This is a genomic window from Candidatus Thiodiazotropha sp. AKAK3 (assembly GCF_058244645.1).
The window spans coordinates 1-18,930 of record NZ_JBSYOQ010000007.1 but is presented as its reverse complement, the minus strand read 5'-3'; the positions used below and the strand labels follow the sequence as shown (position 1 = coordinate 18,930).

At 45.8% G+C, this 18,930-nt stretch carries 17 protein-coding genes; 7 read left to right on the top strand and 10 right to left on the bottom strand.

Annotated elements, in window-relative coordinates; translation table 11 throughout:
- Window positions 1–16 precede the first annotated feature (16 nt).
- The 5 genes from AC4IE7_RS00745 to AC4IE7_RS00725 all read left to right on the top strand — a co-directional run bounded on the left by AC4IE7_RS00745 (window position 17) and on the right by AC4IE7_RS00725 (window position 5,778).
- A complete protein-coding gene (locus AC4IE7_RS00745) occupies window positions 17–385 on the top strand; it encodes a phenol hydroxylase subunit P4 (RefSeq protein WP_490774887.1) in 369 nt (122 codons plus the stop codon).
- 95 nt (window positions 386–480) lie between these two features.
- The gene (locus AC4IE7_RS00740) at window positions 481–1,401 is read left to right on the top strand and encodes a catechol 2,3-dioxygenase (RefSeq protein WP_490774886.1); all 921 of its coding nucleotides are present in this window, start codon (window positions 481–483) and stop codon (window positions 1,399–1,401) included.
- Between the two features lie 552 nt (window positions 1,402–1,953).
- A complete protein-coding gene (locus tag AC4IE7_RS00735; RefSeq protein WP_490774885.1) occupies window positions 1,954–4,461 on the top strand; it encodes a glycogen/starch/alpha-glucan phosphorylase in 2,508 nt (835 codons plus the stop codon).
- Between the two features lie 61 nt (window positions 4,462–4,522).
- A complete protein-coding gene (locus tag AC4IE7_RS00730; protein WP_490774884.1) occupies window positions 4,523–4,786 on the top strand; it encodes a YcgL domain-containing protein in 264 nt (87 codons plus the stop codon).
- Between the two features lie 518 nt (window positions 4,787–5,304).
- Window positions 5,305–5,778 carry a VPLPA-CTERM sorting domain-containing protein gene (locus tag AC4IE7_RS00725; RefSeq protein WP_490774883.1) on the top strand — a complete coding sequence of 158 codons (474 nt, stop codon included), beginning with the start codon at window positions 5,305–5,307 and terminating at the stop codon, window positions 5,776–5,778.
- A gap of 97 nt (window positions 5,779–5,875) precedes the next feature.
- On the opposite strand, the gene AC4IE7_RS00720 is transcribed toward AC4IE7_RS00725, so the two are convergent.
- From AC4IE7_RS00720 to AC4IE7_RS00710, 3 genes are read right to left on the bottom strand one after another with little or no spacing between them, the layout of a single operon-like run.
- Window positions 5,876–8,329, bottom strand: coding sequence for a putative bifunctional diguanylate cyclase/phosphodiesterase (locus tag AC4IE7_RS00720; RefSeq protein WP_490774882.1), 2,454 nt, complete (start codon window positions 8,327–8,329; stop codon window positions 5,876–5,878).
- Window positions 8,326–9,216, bottom strand: coding sequence for a phosphate/phosphite/phosphonate ABC transporter substrate-binding protein (locus tag AC4IE7_RS00715; RefSeq protein ID WP_490774881.1), 891 nt, complete (start codon window positions 9,214–9,216; stop codon window positions 8,326–8,328). The genes AC4IE7_RS00720 and AC4IE7_RS00715 overlap by 4 nt, the downstream gene beginning before the upstream one ends.
- Before the next feature lie 16 nt (window positions 9,217–9,232).
- Complete coding sequence (locus AC4IE7_RS00710; protein ID WP_490774880.1) at window positions 9,233–10,648, bottom strand: TolC family protein; 1,416 nt, start codon at window positions 10,646–10,648, stop codon at window positions 9,233–9,235.
- A 323-nt stretch (window positions 10,649–10,971) separates the two neighbouring features.
- Here AC4IE7_RS00710 and AC4IE7_RS00705 point away from each other — a divergent pair, with 323 nt between their 5' ends.
- Window positions 10,972–11,409, top strand: a complete 438-nt coding sequence (locus AC4IE7_RS00705) for a YbaN family protein (RefSeq protein ID WP_490774879.1) — start codon at window positions 10,972–10,974, stop codon at window positions 11,407–11,409.
- Window positions 11,410–11,486: 77 nt separating this feature from the next.
- Here AC4IE7_RS00705 and AC4IE7_RS00700 read toward each other — a convergent pair whose 3' ends face one another.
- From AC4IE7_RS00700 to AC4IE7_RS00675, 6 genes are all read right to left on the bottom strand, one after another.
- A complete protein-coding gene (locus tag AC4IE7_RS00700; RefSeq protein ID WP_490774878.1) occupies window positions 11,487–12,176 on the bottom strand; it encodes a class I SAM-dependent methyltransferase in 690 nt (229 codons plus the stop codon).
- 86 nt (window positions 12,177–12,262) lie between these two features.
- Window positions 12,263–12,466 (bottom strand): SlyX family protein, encoded by a 204-nt coding sequence (locus AC4IE7_RS00695; protein WP_490774877.1) that lies wholly within the window; start codon window positions 12,464–12,466, stop codon window positions 12,263–12,265.
- A 14-nt stretch (window positions 12,467–12,480) separates the two neighbouring features.
- Window positions 12,481–12,816: an ArsR/SmtB family transcription factor gene (locus AC4IE7_RS00690; protein WP_490774876.1), complete on the bottom strand. Its 336-nt coding sequence runs from the start codon at window positions 12,814–12,816 to the stop codon at window positions 12,481–12,483.
- A 3-nt stretch (window positions 12,817–12,819) separates the two neighbouring features.
- On the bottom strand, window positions 12,820–13,686 hold the full coding sequence (locus tag AC4IE7_RS00685; protein WP_490774875.1) for a response regulator: 867 nt from the start codon (window positions 13,684–13,686) through the stop codon (window positions 12,820–12,822).
- 115 nt (window positions 13,687–13,801) lie between these two features.
- The gene (locus AC4IE7_RS00680; RefSeq protein WP_490774874.1) at window positions 13,802–16,159 is read right to left on the bottom strand and encodes an ATP-binding protein; all 2,358 of its coding nucleotides are present in this window, start codon (window positions 16,157–16,159) and stop codon (window positions 13,802–13,804) included.
- A gap of 57 nt (window positions 16,160–16,216) precedes the next feature.
- Window positions 16,217–16,684 carry a peroxiredoxin gene (locus AC4IE7_RS00675; protein ID WP_490774873.1) on the bottom strand — a complete coding sequence of 156 codons (468 nt, stop codon included), beginning with the start codon at window positions 16,682–16,684 and terminating at the stop codon, window positions 16,217–16,219.
- 417 nt (window positions 16,685–17,101) lie between these two features.
- Between AC4IE7_RS00675 and AC4IE7_RS00670 the strand changes: the two genes are divergently transcribed.
- Window positions 17,102–18,187 (top strand): XrtA/PEP-CTERM system-associated ATPase, encoded by a 1,086-nt coding sequence (locus AC4IE7_RS00670; protein WP_490774872.1) that lies wholly within the window; start codon window positions 17,102–17,104, stop codon window positions 18,185–18,187.
- Between the two features lie 49 nt (window positions 18,188–18,236).
- On the opposite strand, the gene AC4IE7_RS00665 is transcribed toward AC4IE7_RS00670, so the two are convergent.
- Window positions 18,237–18,461, bottom strand: coding sequence for a hypothetical protein (locus tag AC4IE7_RS00665; RefSeq protein WP_490774871.1), 225 nt, complete (start codon window positions 18,459–18,461; stop codon window positions 18,237–18,239).
- Between the last annotated feature and the right edge of the window lie 469 nt (window positions 18,462–18,930).

Below are 18,930 nucleotides of genomic sequence, written 5' to 3'. Positions count from 1 at the left end.
GAGAGAGGAGGTTTACATGGCTGTCGTTGCACTCAAGCCTGGCTATGCGGATGCAGTTGATTTCCGCGATAGAAAAGAGAATTTTCATGGTAATCAGGTGGTATATCTCCACTGGGAAGAGCACCTGAGTTTCTGTTCGGCAATTGCCTTTCCGCTACCACCTGAGATGCCCTTTGCGGCGCTTAAAGATGAACTGATTGCAAAGTTCTACGGTATGCACCCCGACTACAAATCAGTCAATTGGGGGGAGGTCGAGTGGAAGATTGATGGTGAATCTGTAATCCCCGATATGAGTAAGAGCCTGGCCGAAAATGGTGTCGGACACAAATCTCTGGTCTGTTTCCGTACACCAGGACTCAATGGATACAGAGGTTCCTGCTCATAATTCTTAGAAATACCGGTCCATTAGAGACTGTTTTAACAAGACTATTTATTGATACCGGCTGTACCTAGATACGGCAACTATTGGAGGATTCATTGATGGCTATTAAAGGCGTTATGCGTCCGGGTCACGTCTCCCTGCGTGTACTCGATCTGGACGAAGCACTAGTCCACTATAAAGAACGGCTGGGCCTGATTGAGACAGACCGGGATGGGCAGGGACGCGTATACCTCAAAGGCTGGGATGAGCAGGACTGGTTCTCAGTGGTGCTAGGGGAGTCTGACACCACCGGGATGGATTTCATGGGTTTCAAAGTCGACAGTGTCGAGACCATGAACGAACTCGAACAGAAGCTGAAGGATTTCGGCTGCAATGTTGAAAGGATTCCTGCCGGTGAGCTTAACCATTGTGGTGAGCGTATCCGCTTTGATTCGCCCACCGGTCATCTATTTGAACTCTATGCAGACAAAGAGGTAAATGGAACCGAAATGGGGCGGCTCAACCCCGATCCCTGGCCTGACAATCTCAAAGGTATGCAGGTACAGCGATTCGACCACTGCCTGCTCTACGGTGATGACCTGGACGGCAGTGTCAAACTCTTCACAGAAGTGCTCGGTTTCGATGAGACAGAGAGGGTTATGGATGGGGAGTTTCAGCTCGCTTCCTTCCTCACCTGTGGTATGAAGGCTCATGATCTGGCGATTATTCGCCACGAGGAGAAGGGTAAACTCCACCACGCTTCATTTCTTCTCGGTTCTTGGGAAGAGGTGCTACGCGCTGCCGACATTATCGGTAAGCATAAAATATCGATCGATATAGGCCCGACCCGTCATGGCATTACCCGGGGACGTACCATCTACTTCTTTGATCCATCCGGGAATCGGAATGAAGTTTTTCATGGTTCATATGACTGGTACCCTGATCACGAGCCCATCACATGGACTGCAGAGGAGTTGGGTAGTGCGATTTTCTACCACGACCAGAAGCTGAATGAGCGTTTCCTGAGCGTTGTTACCTAATACACTGCAACTGGCACAGAGAGTCCCCGATATCAGGGGGCTCTGATTCAATTATCCACCCGTGAAAACAGCCATTCTCGTTGCCACGCTCCAGCGGGGAATGAATATGCCGAAACAAGATTTTCCATCCGCTACTCTATTCAGCAGGTAGCACGAGAGACTGTCGGGCTGCTGTTGTATGACAGAACGATTCTTACCTTAGACCATGTTTTATAGATGGTTTTTCCCAAGTCGCCAGGTGGTTGACATTCGCATCAGTAAATAGTCCAAATGTTGGAAATATTGGATATTTTGATTATGTGCTGATGTTTTTCCAGGCATGGCACTTTTTTTTGTTACCTATGTGACAAACTTCAATTCACTTCAATTTGAACCAGGCAGTTACTTAAAGACGACATATTGTTTAAACTCCCCGCATAAAGCAGTACGCTTTCACTGGATATTGATACCAATCCCATTTCAAACATGTGACAGGTGGCAAGGCTTGAATTGTCTACGGCCTGATGCAGCAACAACCAGACTCTCAATTTATGAGGGAACAGGACATTTACCATGTCGAAAGAAAAAGCCGGCTCAAGTAAAAAAGCAGAACAGATCTGTAATTCGTTGGCACCACTGCCACCCCTGGGTATGGATGCAGAAGCAATTTCGTTCGATTTCCGGCGCTATTTTGCCCACACACTGGGCAGAGATGATCACTGCACCTCGAGTCACTACCCCTACAAAGCACTTGCGTTGGCGATGCGTGACCGACTGATCGAACGCTGGAAGCTGACCCGATCGAACTACGAAGAGTCTGACTGTAAGCGTACCTTCTACCTCTCTCTTGAATTCCTCATGGGGCGGGCACTTAGCAATGCCATCCTCAATCTGAATATCTGTGATGATGTTGATAAAGCCTTCATCGATCTTGGTATAAATCTGGACCACATCAGAGAGAGCGAACCGGATGCGGGTCTGGGTAATGGCGGGCTTGGGCGCCTTGCGGCCTGTTTTCTCGATAGCTGTGCAACATTGCAACTACCTGTTCGTGGCTATGGATTGCGCTATGAGTACGGTATGTTTCGGCAACACATCGCCAATGGCCAGCAGATTGAAGATCCGGATCATTGGCTTCGTGATGGTAACCCCTGGGAGCTTGAGCGCCCAGAATATACCCAGCAGATCAAATTCGGTGGACGCACAGAGCATATCAATGGCCAGGTTCGCTGGGTGGATACGCAGGATGTATTGGCCGTACCCTATGATCTGCCGGTGCCCGGATACCGAAATGGGACGGTTAACACATTGAGGCTTTGGAAGGCGGCAGCCACAGATGAGTTCAATCTGGAGGAGTTTAATGCCGGCAGTTACACAGAATCAGTAGAGGCGAAAAACAACGCTGAACACATTACCATGGTGCTCTATCCAAACGATGCCAGTGAGAATGGTAAAGAGCTTCGTTTAAGACAACAGTACTTTCTCGCATCTGCCAGTATCAGAGATGTGATGCGAGAGTGGAAAGAGAGTCATCCTAACTTTGATAATTTTGCAGATAAAAACTGCTTTCAGTTGAATGATACTCATCCCAGTGTCTCAGTTGCTGAGTTGATGAGGCAATTAATGGATGAACAGAATCTCTCATGGAAAAAGGCTTGGGAGATCACCTCGAAAACCATGGCCTACACCAACCATACCCTCCTACCTGAAGCACTTGAACGATGGCCGGTAAAGCTGTTCAGCTGTCTGCTGCCGAGGCTGTTGGAGATCATCTATGAGATCAATGCACGCTACCTCAGCGAGGTTGCCCTGCGTTGGCCGGGAGATAGTGATCGTCTGCGTCGAATGTCGATTATCGAAGAAGGGGATGAGCCGATGGTAAGGATGGCCTATCTGGCAATAGTCGGTAGTTTTTCCATCAATGGCGTGGCAGCACTGCATACTGAACTGCTCAAAAAGGGACTATTCCTCGATTTTTATGAATTCTGGCCGGAACGTTTTAATAATAAAACCAATGGTGTTACACCTCGCCGCTGGCTGGCAGCTTCTAATTCAGGTTTACGCAAGCTGATCGACGAAACAGTTGGGAATGGCTGGATATCAAACCTACAACAACTGCAGCAGTTGAAGGATTTGGCTGAAGACAGGGCGTTTCAAAAAAAATGGCAACAGATAAAATTAGAGAACAAGCAACATCTGGCTGACCTGGTAAAAGTAGATTGCAGTGTGGAGTTTGACCCGGAGGCGATGTTTGATGTTCAGGTGAAGCGCATACATGAATATAAACGGCAACTGTTGAATGTTTTGCACATTATTCATCTCTATTGTCGTATCCGCGCAGGTGAGGTTGAAAACTGGACGCCCCGTTGTGTTTTAATTGGCGGGAAAGCAGCACCAGGCTATCAAATGGCCAAACTTATCATTAAGTTAATTAACAGTGTTGCCAAAATTATCAATCATGACAAAAAGGTCGGTGACCGTCTTAAAGTAGCCTTTCTTCCAAACTACAGGGTAACTGCGATGGAAGTTATCGCACCGGGTACCGATCTCTCTGAGCAGATATCAACTGCCGGTAAGGAGGCATCGGGTACAGGGAATATGAAATTCATGATGAATGGTGCTGTAACCATTGGCACCTTGGATGGTGCCAATATTGAGATTCTTGAAGAGGTTGGTGAAGATAATTTCTTCCTCTTTGGCTTGACCAGTGAAGAGGTTGAGGCCAACCGGGCACACTACTCGCCAAACAGCATCATTGATAGTGATGATGACTTCAAGCGGGTTATGCATCTGTTGGAGAGCGGATATTTCAACCAGTTTGAGCCTGGAATTTTTGACTCTATTATCGAGGCCGTCCGCAATCCATACGATCCCTGGATGACAGCTGCAGATTTTAGAGGTTATATCGATGCCCAGGAGAGAGCTGCCCAAGCCTACAGAAACAAACCGCTGTGGACAAAAATGAGCATCATTAACAGTGCCAGATGTGGTCGTTTTTCAACGGATAGAACGATCAGTGAATACAACCAGGATATTTGGAAGTTGGATGCGGTGCCTGCACCTGCAGTGAATGGTTATTAGGGCCTGTTCGATTAGTGTTAACAGGCCCGAGTATGAAAAACTGTAGTAGAGTTGTAATTTTATGGAATTGACCTGTTGGATATATCGCAGTCCACGTAAGGACGAAATGTATTTGTACGTCACAAAGGAGGGTGATTTTTCAAGTGTCCCAAATGGTCTGCTTGAAAAATTTGGGACACCTGCAAAGGTGATGGAGTTGACTTTACATTCAAATCGATCTCTTGCGAGAGAAGATGTAACGGTAGTTATGGAAAATCTTGTCCAACAAGGTTTCCACCTGCAAATGCCGCCAAAGATGGATGTTGATCTCTATACTGGCGACTGAATAAACCTGGGTTGAGCAAAATAGTGTAGGCCGGCTATTACGAAGATTCGTAACGCAGGAGTGGCCAATTATTGTGCGAGCTGCCGTTCATCACTTGTTCAGGCTCTCCTTAACTTAATCTGATTTCAGTCGTATCTCATCTGATTTGTGATATGTCTAGTGCACACAGAACCTAATATAAGATTGTATTTATTACCCAATCCACGATCGCCCTGCTGTAAACATATATGCTGTGCAGTATTCGCTGTATTTAATTAAATTGTATAATTAATCCATGTTTGATTAATGGTGTGGCTGTAGTTAATAAAGCGCTTTAGTTATTACTAAAGTATGACGGGAATGTAAAATTACTTCGTTCAATAAGCTTTTTGAAACGTGAAATGTAATATTTTTGTGAACAATTACGTAATTAAGGGTAATTGTTTTGTGTCAAAAAATAATTAATGGTAGTTTTATTCCTTAAGAAGTCACGTATATGGAGTGGCTTGAGCGGTTAGATTATTTTAAGGACGAAGATTATGAAGATGTTAACTATACGTTCTGTTGCGCTGTTAGCAATTCTTTTAATTTTATCTCTAGGTGCAAATGCTGCATCCTATGATGCAGGCAGTTTCTCTGATCTTGGTGATTCTTACGCAACACCACAGCCTACAGGCAATTTCCTCGACTCCTACCATTTCACTGTCGATACACCTCTACTCGATATTGCCATTGGTGGATCACATGAAGGTATGTTCCAAGACGATCTGCTCCTGACTAATTTGAATACTAATGAGCAGTATCACTTGGGTACTAGTTTTCTAGAGACATTCAGTTTGAGTGCGGGTGATTATATATTTACTATTTCAGGCTTTGCGCTGAATGCTATCGACCCTAAAATGAGCTCGGATTATGATCTGACTATGAGTGCTGTGCCACTTCCTGCAGCTGCATGGTTATTTGGTTCTGCTCTTATTGGATTCGTTTCATTTGCCAGAAGACGCTCTGTATAGCTATTGTCATATAATTCATATTGACTGAGAAGTAGCAGTCATATCAATCTGAATAAAAGTAGAGTCCACTGACCGGCCACAAATTTGTAGGCCGGTTTTACTTTGTGTTGCTTATAGGTTTATTAGAAGTTTTTGGTAACAGCGCTATGTTATTTGGTTTGATTAGATTTTCGAACTGCAGTGCTGACATTGGATGATGATAGTAATAACCCTGAATAATATTGCAGCCGTTGCTCTGTAACCATTCAACCTGCTCCTTCTTTTCTACACCTTCTCCAATAGTTTTCATATCCAAGCTTTTAGCGAGAGAAATAATAGAGTTTACAACCGCTATTGTACGGCGGTCATTCGGTAGTTTGTTGATAAATGATTTATCAATTTTGATAACATCTACAGGTAGTTCGCTAAGGTAGCTTAGGGATGAAAAGCCTGTTCCAAAATCGTCTACTGCAATAGAGAAGCCAGCACGTTTTAGGTTGTTGAGTAGAGGAAGATTACTGCCTTCCTTACTGACAAGGACATGCTCAGTAAACTCCAGCTGTATCCGAAAAGGTTCTATATCATATTCTATCAGTGTATTTTCCAGGCGATTTATGAAGCGTTTATCGAGTAGCTCATTGCCCGATACATTGACGGAGACCTTCATGTTATTGTCCCACTGCTTCAATTGACGACAAACCTGGGTGATTACCCAATCACCAACAGCAGAGATCAAGCCGGACTGTTCTGCTATTGGTATGAAACGTCCAGGCGGTATAAATCCGCGCTCAGGATGTTTCCACCTCAATAGGGCTTCACAATTTGTTATAGTGTTGGTCGTTATGTCCACAAATGGCTGATAGACGATCTCCAGACTTGATTCAATGATGGCGCTACGTAAAGCGCTTTCCAGCTCCAGGTAGTCTTGCATGTCATGATGCATATCTATGGTGTAGAAGCGATATCCGTTCTTGCCATCGCGTTTTGCTGCATACATTGCTGTATCTGCGTTTTTAATCAACTCATTTTTATCGTGACCATCTTGTGGGTATTGTACGATTCCGATGCTGGTGCTGATGCGTAACTCTCTGTTATTGCATTTAATTGGTAGTGCCAAACTATTTATAATTGTTTCAGCAATTATTGCCAGCTGTTTTTGATCAGCGGTATTTTTTATAATTACAGTAAATTCATCGCCACCAAGTCGACAGACGATGTCATCTGAGCGTAGAGAGTCTTCGAGTCTCCATGCTGTTTCATTTAAAACATGATCTCCAACTTCATGTCCTAGTGAATCATTTATGAGTTTAAAGTTATCCAGATCGAGGAAAAATACAGCCAATGGAATGTGATAAGTTCCTGCTTCAACTACTGCTTCTGTCAATCGATCCAAAAAGTAACGTCTATTGGGCAACTTGGTTAGTTTGTCGATATAAGCCAATGTTTCAAGTTCATTTTCAAGTTGCTTGCGTTGAGTGATGTCACTCAAGACGACAAAGAATTCATTCTTATATTTATCTTCTGAGTCGAACTCTTCAATTCTTATGGTCATGTGTATGGGGAGGTCACTATGTTTTGAAATGGTAATGTCAGTAGACCAATTTAATTGCTCTATGTGAGTCATGCCCATAGAGACTTCATGTTGTTTCTGTTTATCTATTCCGAGATGAGTAAATAGACCTTGAAGTGTCATTCCGCGATAAAACTCTATCGTATCTCCAGTGATATTAGTGAAGGCTTGATTGATGAATGTAATTTCTTTTGAGGTGTTAAAAATTGCAATCGCGTCATTAGTATCTTCGACAAGTCTGGCAAGTTGAGCAATACGTTGAGTTTTGGTTTCAAGGTTCTGCGCCATGTTATTCAAGGTGGATGCAAGTAGCTCTATTTCACCTATTGCCTTTGTGGGTGCGCGTGCAGAGAGGTCACCACTCGACAATCGTTGAGCAGTCTCTCTCAGTTTTGTTAATTGCGATGAAAGTTTGATGGATACGCCATGAAGAATGAGCAATGAAATAGTTAGCACTAGAATACTGTAGATAAGTACATTACTAAAATAACTCGTCATTAACGAATAGTATTCATTATCAGAGATCCCAACTTCAATAGTGCCCCAGACCAACTCCGATATGTGAAGAGGTTTTGTAAAAATAAAGGCGTCTTTGGTATTGCTTTGAGAGTAGTCTGAATGGTGTCTAATGGTGTAAGGGATGTCGCTGTTAAATAGAGCTTGAGTTGAGGCTGGTGCAATGGATTCAACCTTCCAACCACTGTGGTTAAGGCTTAGTTTTAAGCCGCTATTGGAAATAAAATTAACGAAGGTGATTTCTGGCGTTTTATTCAGAACATTTTTGGTGTAATTAATTACATTGCTATAGTCTTCTGTGTATAGACCTTCACCGCAGGCTGCAATTGTTGTGTTGGCAAAAGTATTACCTTGTGCGGCAAGCATGCGTGTTAGCTTGTCACTGTAAATCGGTAGCAGTGCGAATGAGAAGGCAAGACTTATTCCAAGAAGAATGACGGCCATACGAATATAGAGATGCCGGAATATGGTATTCTTTAACTTCATCGTTTATTACCGACCAGTCTGGTGTACTCTCTCTGCAGTGATCTGACCTCATTTAATGTTTCTTTATTGATCTTGTGCAGACGCACAATACCAAATGTATCCAAAACATGTTTTAGTCTTCTACTTGGCTTGTCAGTCAGTATGCTGGGCTCAAAATTATCGATTCTTTTTTGTGAGAAATCGTGGCGTATTCCTACAGCCTGATGAATCATAGGTTCTGATTCGGTTAGAATCTCCAATCTGTTTTTTATTTGAGGATTAAGTGACTGAGCGATTATGTAGTTGTATTTAGGTACAACTGCAGCGTTAATTTTACCGAAATAGAGGTCTATGATAGAGGTGTTATCTCCCTTTACCCTGTGAATCTCTTTGAAAAAAATGTCACTCACAGGTAACTCTTGTTTAAGTAGTTCAACATCCAGGAAAAGTTTCCCGACTTGATGGCTTTCGCCCAGACTCAATATCTTATTTCGCAACTGACTTAGGTGGGTCATGTTGTCATCCCGGCGGACTAAAACCAGATAGTTTTGTTTGAGTTCGTCGCCAAATTGAACTGAGTAGCGTGCTGTTGGGTGTATGAGGTTTTCCAATTCGATGAAATTCAAGGAGCTGGTGAGTATTGCTTGAATAGTGCCTTGCTTGAATTTATCGAAGAGTTGGTTTTGATTTTCATAAATTTTTAAATTAAAACTCTCATTTACTTCCGAAAGTAATTCATTAAAAACCACTTGAAATGCTATCTCAGCATCTGTGATCGAGCGATCATTAAGTGATCCCAGGCTACCGCCAACCTGGATAGGGTCAAGTTTCTTATCGTTGGCAACTACACCACTACCTGCGAACAATAAGCAGGTTAAGGCGATGCACAGCAGTATGTACCTCAGCATTTAGGCTCTCACTGGTCTACTGCAGGGCTTCCTTACCCAATAAATAAGATATTTCCGCTAGATGTAATGCCTGATCATGCTTGGCGCGATAGTGATTAGCTCTGATCATGGCATCAAAAAGATTGGCTTCAATCACCTTTTGAGTATCCACAGCGCCGCTTTTATAGGCTCTACTGGTCAGGTTGCGATTCTCTTTTGAGGTTTTGAGGGAGTGATCTGTAATCTTGACTTGTCGCTGAGCGGCATGAATCTTCAGGAACAGATGCTTAACCTGCATGGTAACTGCATCTTTAACCAGTAGATGCTGCTGTGCGACTTTTGTCTGTTCACTTTTGGCAGCAGATACCTTATAGCGGGTCCGTCCCCCTTCAAAAAGGTTCATTTTAAGACCGATGCCGATCATCCATGAGTTTCTATTGGTTTTGTTGTCAAGGCCGCCGTCAAGGTCACTGTTGAATCCCTCATAAGAGCCAATTAAACCTAGAGTGGGATAGTAGCCGCTCTTTGCTTCATCCACTTTCGATTCATAAGCAGCCACAGCAAGTTTCAGCTGTTCGACTTCCGGGTTAAAGGCCATTGCCTGTTCGATCAACGGTTCAAGCTTTTCGCTATCAAGGTTTTTCAGTTGATAGTCAGATTCAAGTTTGATCTTCTTATGCCACTCAAGTCCCATTGCAAATGTTAATGCAGAAAGTGCTGCTTCATGATTCGATTGAAATTCTGCGGTTGTCGACTGGGCCATGGAATAGGCCAGTTTACTTTTTAATAGGTCGAGCTTGTCAACGGAGTGGGAGCCGCCTTTATAAAAGGCATCGGTAATGTCCCGCAACACCTCAAATGAAAGGGTGATATCCTCGGCTAAATCGAGCAGTTGTTGAGTGTAGAGGGCTGCATAAAAATAGCGTTTAACATCCTGAACAACCTGCAGACTGGTTCTTCTGATCTCCTGAGTTGCCAGGTCAATGCCGATCTTTGCCTGTTTGACCAGGCTCTGACGCTTTCCACCGGTATAGAGCGGGTAGGTGACATCCAGGGAGTAGAGGCTGGTATCCCGGCCTAGCAGGGCGATCTCCTGAGATGGAATGGATACTGGAGGTAACATGCCGGGAGCAATATCAAAATTCTGTTGAGGATATTCGAATACAGCCTCTTCATCCCGGCGCTGAAAGCCAAGGTTGAGGCTGACTGTAGGCCAATAGCTGGATGCGGCTTGTTGATACTGAGCCTCAGCGGTGATCAGTGCCTGCTGGGAAATGGTTCTCAGTCGGTTGTTTTCCAGTGCCATATTGATGGCTTGGTCGAGGTTGAAAACATCGGGACTTGCAGGGTTATCAGAAGAGTTTGCCTGGGTGGGCAGGGATATAAGAGATAAGCAGCAAACTATGAAAATCTTCGAGCAGATACTTTCTATGCTCAAAGGGATAATACTCATTGCTCGACCCCATGATAAACAATGATTTTTCTGCATAACGCTTTTCTTATTTAGATTAGTTGAAAATTACTGACATCTTCCCTTGATGTGGCAATTACCATCCGTGAGCCTATCTCACTAGATCTATCGACACAAATCATATGGTTCTTGAGTTTAGAATATAGTGGTTTTCTAATGTTATTGTGCAAATGGATAGAGGTATGTTGGGTGATAGTAACAATCTATCAATTTTATTAGCGATAAACGATTGTGAAAAAAGCTAAATAACGACTAGCCTTAAATGAACAACCACACTAGAGGGGGATCAGTTGCAGGATGAGAGCATGAGTGAATATAAGTCTGGCAGGAAAAACTCTGCAACAGAGCATCCATTGTCAAAGCTCTGGCTATTGGCTGCCGGCTGGTTACTATTTGGACTCGGTGTAATTGGCATTGTGTTGCCTTTGATGCCTACCACCATTTTCTGGATAGGTGCGGTCTGGTGTTGGTCCAGAAGTGCGCCCCATCTTACTAAACGCATTCTTGCTCATCCCCGGTTTGGGCAGCCGGTCTATCTCTTCATCACCTACGGTCAAATGACAAGAACGGGAAAATGGATGTCACTGGTTGGTATGACTGTTGGCTTTGCTCTCTTTCAGTTGCTTGGTAACCCTGGGTGGCCTATTTCACTCGGGGTCTGTCTCATATTGGCGCTTGTGGCGATATGGCTTTGGCAGCGACCGGAACCGGTTTTCTCATCTGACGAGCAGGATGCGCTGTAGATTACTTATGCTCTGATTAGTAAGTCTTGAGTAGCGGCTATTAAAATCATGCTTGTGAAAAACGATTCGATCTTCTGTCAACGCGGTATGGCGATTATCGACACTTCCTGGGCCGGTTTTATGCTGTGAACCAATCCTCTTATCAGGCGAAACCCCGATTCACCGAGCTTTAGGCGATCTGCCCAATTGGCTGCAAAGCGATCATAGCCAAATCGCAGCACGCCAGTTGAGGCAATTTCAAATCCGCAGTCGCTGACCAGATTTCCCAAGGTCTGTACGTTCCAGGAGTAGAGATGATGGTTTGGTTCGTTTGCATCGTATTGTTGATAGCGCTTCTCTTTTTCATAGGGTACGAACAACAACAGCTTTCCACCATTTTTTATTAATCGATGAATCTCCGCCAATACTTCAACCGGCGAGGGAACATGTTCGAGTACATGATGACAAACCATGACATCCACTGAATGGTCCGGGAGCTTGGAGGTATCTGCTATAAATTCTATATCTGATTTGCTGAGTAGGGATTCCAGGTGTGCAGCAAGATCGAAGCCGAGTCGCTTCTGACAATTCAGTTTGGCAATATTCCAGCCGAAGCCAACACCATACTCCATCACCACATCGGTCGACTTAACATGGGGGGCGATCTTCTCATATCTGAGTTGGGTTACCCATGGAAAGGCCCGCTCAGGGATCTCACGCTTTTTACCATGATACTCACGTCCCTGGTCACCCTGATAGCGTTGTTTGATTTGCTCTTCGGCTTTCATCTGATAGTTTGTCTGCGATTTTCGTACTGTTATTGACTCACTATATCATGGGAACTTCTGCTGCAGGGCTGGCTTAAGATGGGGCTCTAATAGTGAGGTGGAGGTGGTTCAGCTTCGCCATCCTGCAGAGGTGAAGGCTCCAGTGCTTTGAGTTTCTCTCTCAAGCCATCCATTTCAGAGATAAGTGCGTCTAATTTTTCCTGCTGTGAGGCAACAGTCTCACTCAGGGAATTTATCGCCTCATCCTGAAATGCAATACGGCTCTCTAATTCAACAATGTGATCATCCATTTCCAGGTGACACCTTATCTTGGGTAGCGGTCATCTAAATTTGCGGGGCAAAGGACATTCCGCATGATGCCGATCAGATCCAACAATTGGTGGTTACGGATACGATAGTAGATACGGTTTGCCTCTTTTCGTGAAACCACGATGTTTTTGTTGCGTAATTGTTCTAGATGCTGAGAGATATTGCTCTGTGAAGTACCTGTTCTCTCTACGATTTCACCTACCGAAAGTTCATTTTCCCCAAGGGAGCATAGAATCTTCCAACGCAGGGGGTGAGCCATGGCTTTCAGAGCATTTGCTGTCAGAGAGGTGTCTTCTTCTTCGGACAGACGTGGATCAGTTGGCTCGTTCATTGTTTACACTCCTTGGGAAGTGGAACTGGTCACATCCATTTCACGGACATAACCGGTCATATCTTTGGCGATACAAATTATATGGCTGATTTCGTCGTTACTGTCTTTAACAGCGGTACGGGAAAACAGGATGGGTACACGGCGTCCATCCTTGGCAATAAATCGTGCTTCGATACGACTCAATGCACCGGTACGGATCAGGGCTTCAAGCCAGGTGCCGAAAAACGCCCCCGCCTGCTCCTCTTCCTCCTCCTCGAAGACATCCCCAATAGACATCTGCAATAGGTCTGCCTCGTTGTAATCGAGCATTTTACAGGCGGCTGGATTGGCCGATTCGATCTCGCCCAGAGGGTTGAGAACCAGCAGGGCTTCCCCCATATGGGTAATGATGTTCTCCAGATGTTGCTTGGCTGAGGCAAGTTCCGCGGTACGCTCGGCAACCTTCTGCTCCAGCACTCTATTCAGCTCACGCTCTTTCTCTATGAGTCGAAAGTAAGTGCTGATTTTGTTCAGCAGTTGATTGTCATCGATAGGTTTCAGCAGATAGTCTACGCCACCTACTTCATACCCCTTTTGTTGAAACTCCTCAGTCTTGAACGCGGCGGTAAGAAAGATGATAGGGATATGTTTGGTTTTATTGCGGATTTTCAGCATGGATGCAGTCTGGAAGCCGTCCATTTCCGGCATCTGTACATCCAATATAATCAGGTCGATGGTGGGATCCTTGATAGCAATATCGAGGGCCTGTTGACCTGAGGTGGCTTCCAGAATCTCCACATCCATGTAACGCTGGACAAGGGTGCGCAACGTAAACAGATTATGTTCGTGATCGTCTACGATGAGGAGTTTAAAGCCTGCGTATCTTTTCATCTTTAAAGCTGCCGATCTGTTTACCCTGGCAATGGTCAAGTCAGAAACTTGAGCCTTTAGTAGATCCCAATCTGCAGCTATTTTCCCTTTGCCAAGGTCAGGATCTATCTATTCTCTAATTGTTATCCGCTATCTGTTTATCGATTAGCGTTTTTAGCTTCTCCGTCACTACCGGTTTTGTGATGGTCTCATTTGCTCCGGCATTCAGGCTCTCGATACGGTCTTCTTCCGTATTCTTGGCACTGAGAACAATGATGCTCAACTCTTTAAGCCCCATCTTCTCACGGATATGTCTGATCGTATCATAGCCATCCAATTCAGGCATCATGATGTCCATCAACACCAGGCTGAAATCCTGGTCTTCGAGCAGTGTGTCGATGGCTTCCTGGCCGTCTCCTGCAGCAACCACTTCAAAGCCCCAGTCCTCCAATTGAGGGGTCAGAGCCAGTAGACTTTGCAGGTCATCATCTACAACCAATATGCGGTGGTCTTTGAAAGGTGGGGGCAGTGCGTTCTTTGTTTCAGGTGATGGCTGTTTGGAATTGCGCAGTAGCTCAGTCTCTGCAGAGGGATCGTGGAGTTCCACCTGAGCGTCAGGAAGTGCCTGATAGTCGAACTGTTTTGGCAGGCAGAGGGTGAAGGTGGCTCCCTCTCCCTCTTCACTTACCAGTGTGATGTTTCCCTCCAGCAGTCGAGCCAACTCACGGCTGATGCTCAGGCCCAGGCCACTGCCGCCAAATTTGCGGCTGGTGGATCCGTCGGCCTGCTTGAAAGCTTCAAAAACCAGCTCCTGTTTGCCTTGGGGTATGCCGATGCCAGTATCTTCGACTGCAAAGCAGATTGGCGGGTTGGCACTATCAGAATTAACGAAAGCACGGAGCGTTGCTCCACCGCTATGGGTAAACTTTAAAGCATTTGAGAGGAAGTTCTTCAGAATCTGCCGCACCTTTTCCTGGTCTGATAGAAAGGTTTCCGGTGCATTGTCATCGATAACAAGTTTCAAGTAGAGTCCATTCGCATCGAATTGTGGCTTTACCAGGTCGACCAGGTCTGTCAGCAGGTTTCGAAGTGAGATCTCCTGAAGTGTGAAACTGGCTCTTCCCGCCTCTATTCTCGAGAGATCAAGGATATTGTCGATCAGGGCCCTCAAGTCCTGTCCGGCTTCGTGAATGACCTGTAGCTGGCTTTGCTGCTCAGAACTCAATTGATTATTCGATTCGTTGAGCATTTTAGAGAGCAGCAGTATGGAGTTGAGGGGGGTTCTCAGTTCGTGGCTTACATTGGCAAGAAATTGTGATTTGTAACGATTTGACTCTTCCAGTTGCAGTGCATGCTGCCGTTGCTGGTGAGCCTGCTGGGCATGGGTCTCTGCGAGTTCGGTCAACTGCTCTCCCAGTTGTTTGATTTCGCTTGAACCACGCCAATCGAAACGTACAGCCTCATCTTGACGAAGTACCCGCTCCATACCATCGCGTAAGCGGTCGCCAAAATGCTCTGTGCGAAGTGCAATCCAGCGTGCGACCATCAATAGGATCAGCAGCGCAATCACAACTATGGTCATCACGCGGCTGACCAGGATATTTCGGAATTTGTCCAGTGGCGAGGGATCGACAGGGCGCCCGACCCAGAGGGGGCCTGAGTCCTCCGTGGTAAACAGGGGAACCCAGATAACCTGCCTCCCCCGTCCCTCCCAAAGGGTCAGTTTTCCCTCCTTGAACCGCTCCTGCAGGCCGTTGAAGTCTTCAAAGGCCCGGGACTGTGTGACCCCTCTCAGGCGTTGTTCCAGATAACTGCCGTCATTGGTGACCCAGAGGGTGTTGCGATAGGCTCTGGCCATCCCTCCGACGTCGATATTGACTACAACTGCTCCCAGGGTTGTGACCAGGTCGTTATCGTCTGGCCCGAGGATGGGGCTGATCATACGCAAAGTCATAAATCGGCGTGGGTCGAGATGCGCAGCGCTTGGGTTCAGGCTGATTTTACTGGCGGCGACACGCCCGAACTCCAGTCTTACGTTGTGCTTGAAAAATGCCTCAGAGGGCATGTCAGGGGTTTTGATTGTCGGTTCCCATTGACCGGTGCGGTGGTTCAATTCCAGCCAATAGCGGGGTTTTCCTCGTAGATCGAGAAACAGAATCTGGAAGATATCCTGGTGATCGCGCAGTATCTGGTTAATCCATTCTGTGTAGCGTACTCGAGCCAAGTCGATCTGGTTTTTGTCACTTTGTGTTTGACGGTTCCCCAGTATCAGTCCGGGTTCAGGCAGCTTGGCCAATAACCGCAACATCTCGTGGCGACTGGCCAGGTGTTCATCCAGGTCACGAAAATCGGCTCTGAGGTTTTGCAGATAGGCTTTGTGGTAAAAGAACTCCAGCCTCTCCAGCACAAAGGGTAGATTGGTCAGCACCATGGCGGTTAATGGTGCAAAACCGAACAAAAACAGAATAATCAGAATCTTGGTTCGGAGTTTCACAAATTTAACCGCCTTGCTGCTTGATGCTCAGTCCTGATCGGACAATTGTTTAGAGGTTTAGGTGATTTCTCTAACTAAGTCAATAACTTGGGCTGCATGTCCTTTGGGTTTTACGTCGTAAATGGCCTGACGTATGACGCCTGATTTGTCGAGAATGAAGGTCGAGCGCAGTATGCCCATACGCTTTTCACCATTTTTTTCCTTCTCCCGCCATACATCATAAGACTTACACACCTCTCCCTCAGTATCAGCCAGAAGTTGAACGGTGAGTCCGTGTTTGTCTCGAAATGAGGCATGACTGACGCAGTTATCCCGGCTGATACCGATGACCTGAGTATCATGCTGAGTGAATTCATCCATTAAATCTGATAGCTCCACCGCCTCGATGGTACAACCGGTGGTGTCATCTTTTGGATAGAAGTAGATCACCAGATTCTGCTGCCCCAAAAACTGAGCGGATCTGATGATGTGCATATCTGAATCGGGCAACTCAAAGGGCGGCGCTTTATCTCCGGGGTTGAGCATGGTGACTCCTAGATAATTGTTGTCATTGTGTTTTATTACGGTCGTTACGCTGTGTTACGAGATGTCCCTCTGTCATACTCATGGTGCAATATAAATATTATGGTTTGGTCGTTGTTGATCAGAGGTTCTGCACCCACAGGATTCAATACGCAAGATAGTTGACTCACAGGAGTTCGGTCAACCATCCTTTTCGGCCTTTTTTCATTAAGTAGCATGAAGAAACCTGTTAGAAGTTGAATCTAGTTGGAATAGTAGGAAAATTGTCTGATTGGTTGCATAATATGGGCTATATAGGGTTACCTTTCAGCCCCGACAGCGGGAATCGAATCATAGCCGCAGTAGCGGCATTTGTTTTTTTCAGCGGCTGGTTGCCTCTCAAGCAGGAAAGCAAAGAAACAACGTGAAGGCCAAATAGATATGTACGACGATTTTTACAAACTCGAAGGAAAGCCGTTCCAGCTGACTCCGGATCACAAATTCTTCTTCAACAGCAAAGGTCACAACCGTGCCATGGCCTATTTGCGCTATGGATTGGAGCAGGGAGAGGGATTCATCGTCATTACCGGCGGCATCGGGACGGGTAAGACGACACTTGTGCGGAATCTCTTCGATGAGTTGAGCGAGATGAACGTCATGGCGGCTCAACTGGTGACCACCCAGGTGGATCCGGAAGATATGCTGCGAATGGTTTGTGCTTCGTTTGGCTTGGCCCACGAAGGATTGAATAAAGCCACACTGCTGCATAATCTTGAGGCTATTGCCAGAGCCCGTCACGCCGAAGGCAAACAGATGTTATTGGTCGTTGATGAGGCGCAGAATTTACCACCGCGATCAGTGGAAGAGCTGCGCATGCTCTCCAATTTCCAGGTCAATAACAGGGCTTTGGTTCAGACCTTTCTCCTGGGCCAGGAGGAGTTTAAGCGTACCCTGCAGAGCCCGGGAATGGAGCAGGTGCGTCAGCGCATTATTGCCTCCTACCACCTGGATCCGCTGAGTGTGGACGAGACCGAAAAATATATAGTGCATCGTTTACAACTGGTTGGCTGGAAAGAGGATCCGACCTTCAGTGACGGCGTGTTCAAGATGATCTATGAATTTACCGGGGGTGTACCCCGTCGTATCAACGCGATGTGTGATCGTCTGATGTTATTCGGATGTCTGGAGGAGATGCATGAGCTCAATAAAGATGCTGTGCTCTCAGTGATGCATGAACTGGAGCAGGAGGTGAGTTTCAATCCTCCTGGTGATGAGAAGCAGCAGTCACCACAACTGGCTTCAGTCTCACCCTTGCATCCAGGGGGAGCTGCAGCGGGGAATCAACAGGCAGTTGCGCCGCAGCAGACTGCCCAACCCGTAGCAGATGCAGATGAGCTGGTCTATCGTATTCAGGATCTCGAAAAGGAGATTAGTACGCTTAAGAAAACCCTGCGCAATGAGCAAAAATTACTGCGCAAGGCCATTCTTCTGCAGATGGATCTCGATGAGTATGATGATATCGAGTAGGGCTTTACTCTCCAATTGATGCTTGTAGTTCTCTACAAGTTACAGCTGATTAGTCCAGAGCGGGGCCAATGATCGCATCGACGGTTTCGAATCCACGTGCTTCCAGGGCTTCTGCGATATCCTCCCAACGATAGTTGGTATTGGTCTCTTCAGCCTGGGCGATAATACCGGTAGCAAATCGGTAGGCTTCATTTCGATCCAGGTCATGGGGGACTTTGACCAGTTTAATCTCTTCTGGGCGTCTACTGGGTAATACCATTATGGTCTCATTCATCAGCTCATTGCCTCATTTTTCAGCTGTGGTTTTATTCGTATATAGGGATACTATACCGCAAGTTCATACCCATTAAGCAATCATGCACTAGTGACTCTGTTCGATAGATGTTGTTGATCAGGGTTTCGGGGCTAGTGCAGGGTTGTTACTGATAGAGCTTAAGCAATATTTTCTATTTTTTTTGCCCCATACTCGCTATGTCATATTGCCTTTACAGCACTTAAGTATCACTGATTTGTATAGTGTTACTCTTTTTTAGAGCGCACCTGGTGGGGCATGGCCCCACCCTACACTTTACCCCGGCAGGTAGGGTGGGGCCCTGCCCCACCAAAGCGTGCTTGAATGTCACAAAAATAGTTAGTACCGCTGATTTTTTTAGGTCTAAGAAGAGAGGCCTAAGTGGCTACTGCCTGCGTTATCAAAACTGGCTGTAGGCTGATTTGTATAGTGTTACTCTCTTTTTAGAGCG

Coding starts and splice junctions, on each gene's coding strand:
- AC4IE7_RS00745 (WP_490774887.1), top strand. CDS start 17: ATGGCTGTCGTTGCACTCAAGCCTGGCTATGCGGATGCAGTTGATTTC.
- AC4IE7_RS00695 (WP_490774877.1), bottom strand. CDS start 12,466: ATGGATGATCACATTGTTGAATTAGAGAGCCGTATTGCATTTCAGGAT.
- AC4IE7_RS00720 (WP_490774882.1), bottom strand. CDS start 8,329: ATGAAGTTAAAGAATACCATATTCCGGCATCTCTATATTCGTATGGCC.
- AC4IE7_RS00725 (WP_490774883.1), top strand. CDS start 5,305: ATGAAGATGTTAACTATACGTTCTGTTGCGCTGTTAGCAATTCTTTTA.
- AC4IE7_RS00710 (WP_490774880.1), bottom strand. CDS start 10,648: ATGAGTATTATCCCTTTGAGCATAGAAAGTATCTGCTCGAAGATTTTC.
- AC4IE7_RS00685 (WP_490774875.1), bottom strand. CDS start 13,686: ATGAAAAGATACGCAGGCTTTAAACTCCTCATCGTAGACGATCACGAA.
- AC4IE7_RS00675 (WP_490774873.1), bottom strand. CDS start 16,684: ATGCTCAACCCCGGAGATAAAGCGCCGCCCTTTGAGTTGCCCGATTCA.
- AC4IE7_RS00715 (WP_490774881.1), bottom strand. CDS start 9,216: ATGCTGAGGTACATACTGCTGTGCATCGCCTTAACCTGCTTATTGTTC.
- AC4IE7_RS00670 (WP_490774872.1), top strand. CDS start 17,102: ATGTACGACGATTTTTACAAACTCGAAGGAAAGCCGTTCCAGCTGACT.
- AC4IE7_RS00705 (WP_490774879.1), top strand. CDS start 10,972: ATGAGTGAATATAAGTCTGGCAGGAAAAACTCTGCAACAGAGCATCCA.
- AC4IE7_RS00730 (WP_490774884.1), top strand. CDS start 4,523: ATGGAATTGACCTGTTGGATATATCGCAGTCCACGTAAGGACGAAATG.
- AC4IE7_RS00690 (WP_490774876.1), bottom strand. CDS start 12,816: ATGAACGAGCCAACTGATCCACGTCTGTCCGAAGAAGAAGACACCTCT.
- AC4IE7_RS00740 (WP_490774886.1), top strand. CDS start 481: ATGGCTATTAAAGGCGTTATGCGTCCGGGTCACGTCTCCCTGCGTGTA.
- AC4IE7_RS00735 (WP_490774885.1), top strand. CDS start 1,954: ATGTCGAAAGAAAAAGCCGGCTCAAGTAAAAAAGCAGAACAGATCTGT.
- AC4IE7_RS00700 (WP_490774878.1), bottom strand. CDS start 12,176: ATGAAAGCCGAAGAGCAAATCAAACAACGCTATCAGGGTGACCAGGGA.
- AC4IE7_RS00665 (WP_490774871.1), bottom strand. CDS start 18,461: ATGAATGAGACCATAATGGTATTACCCAGTAGACGCCCAGAAGAGATT.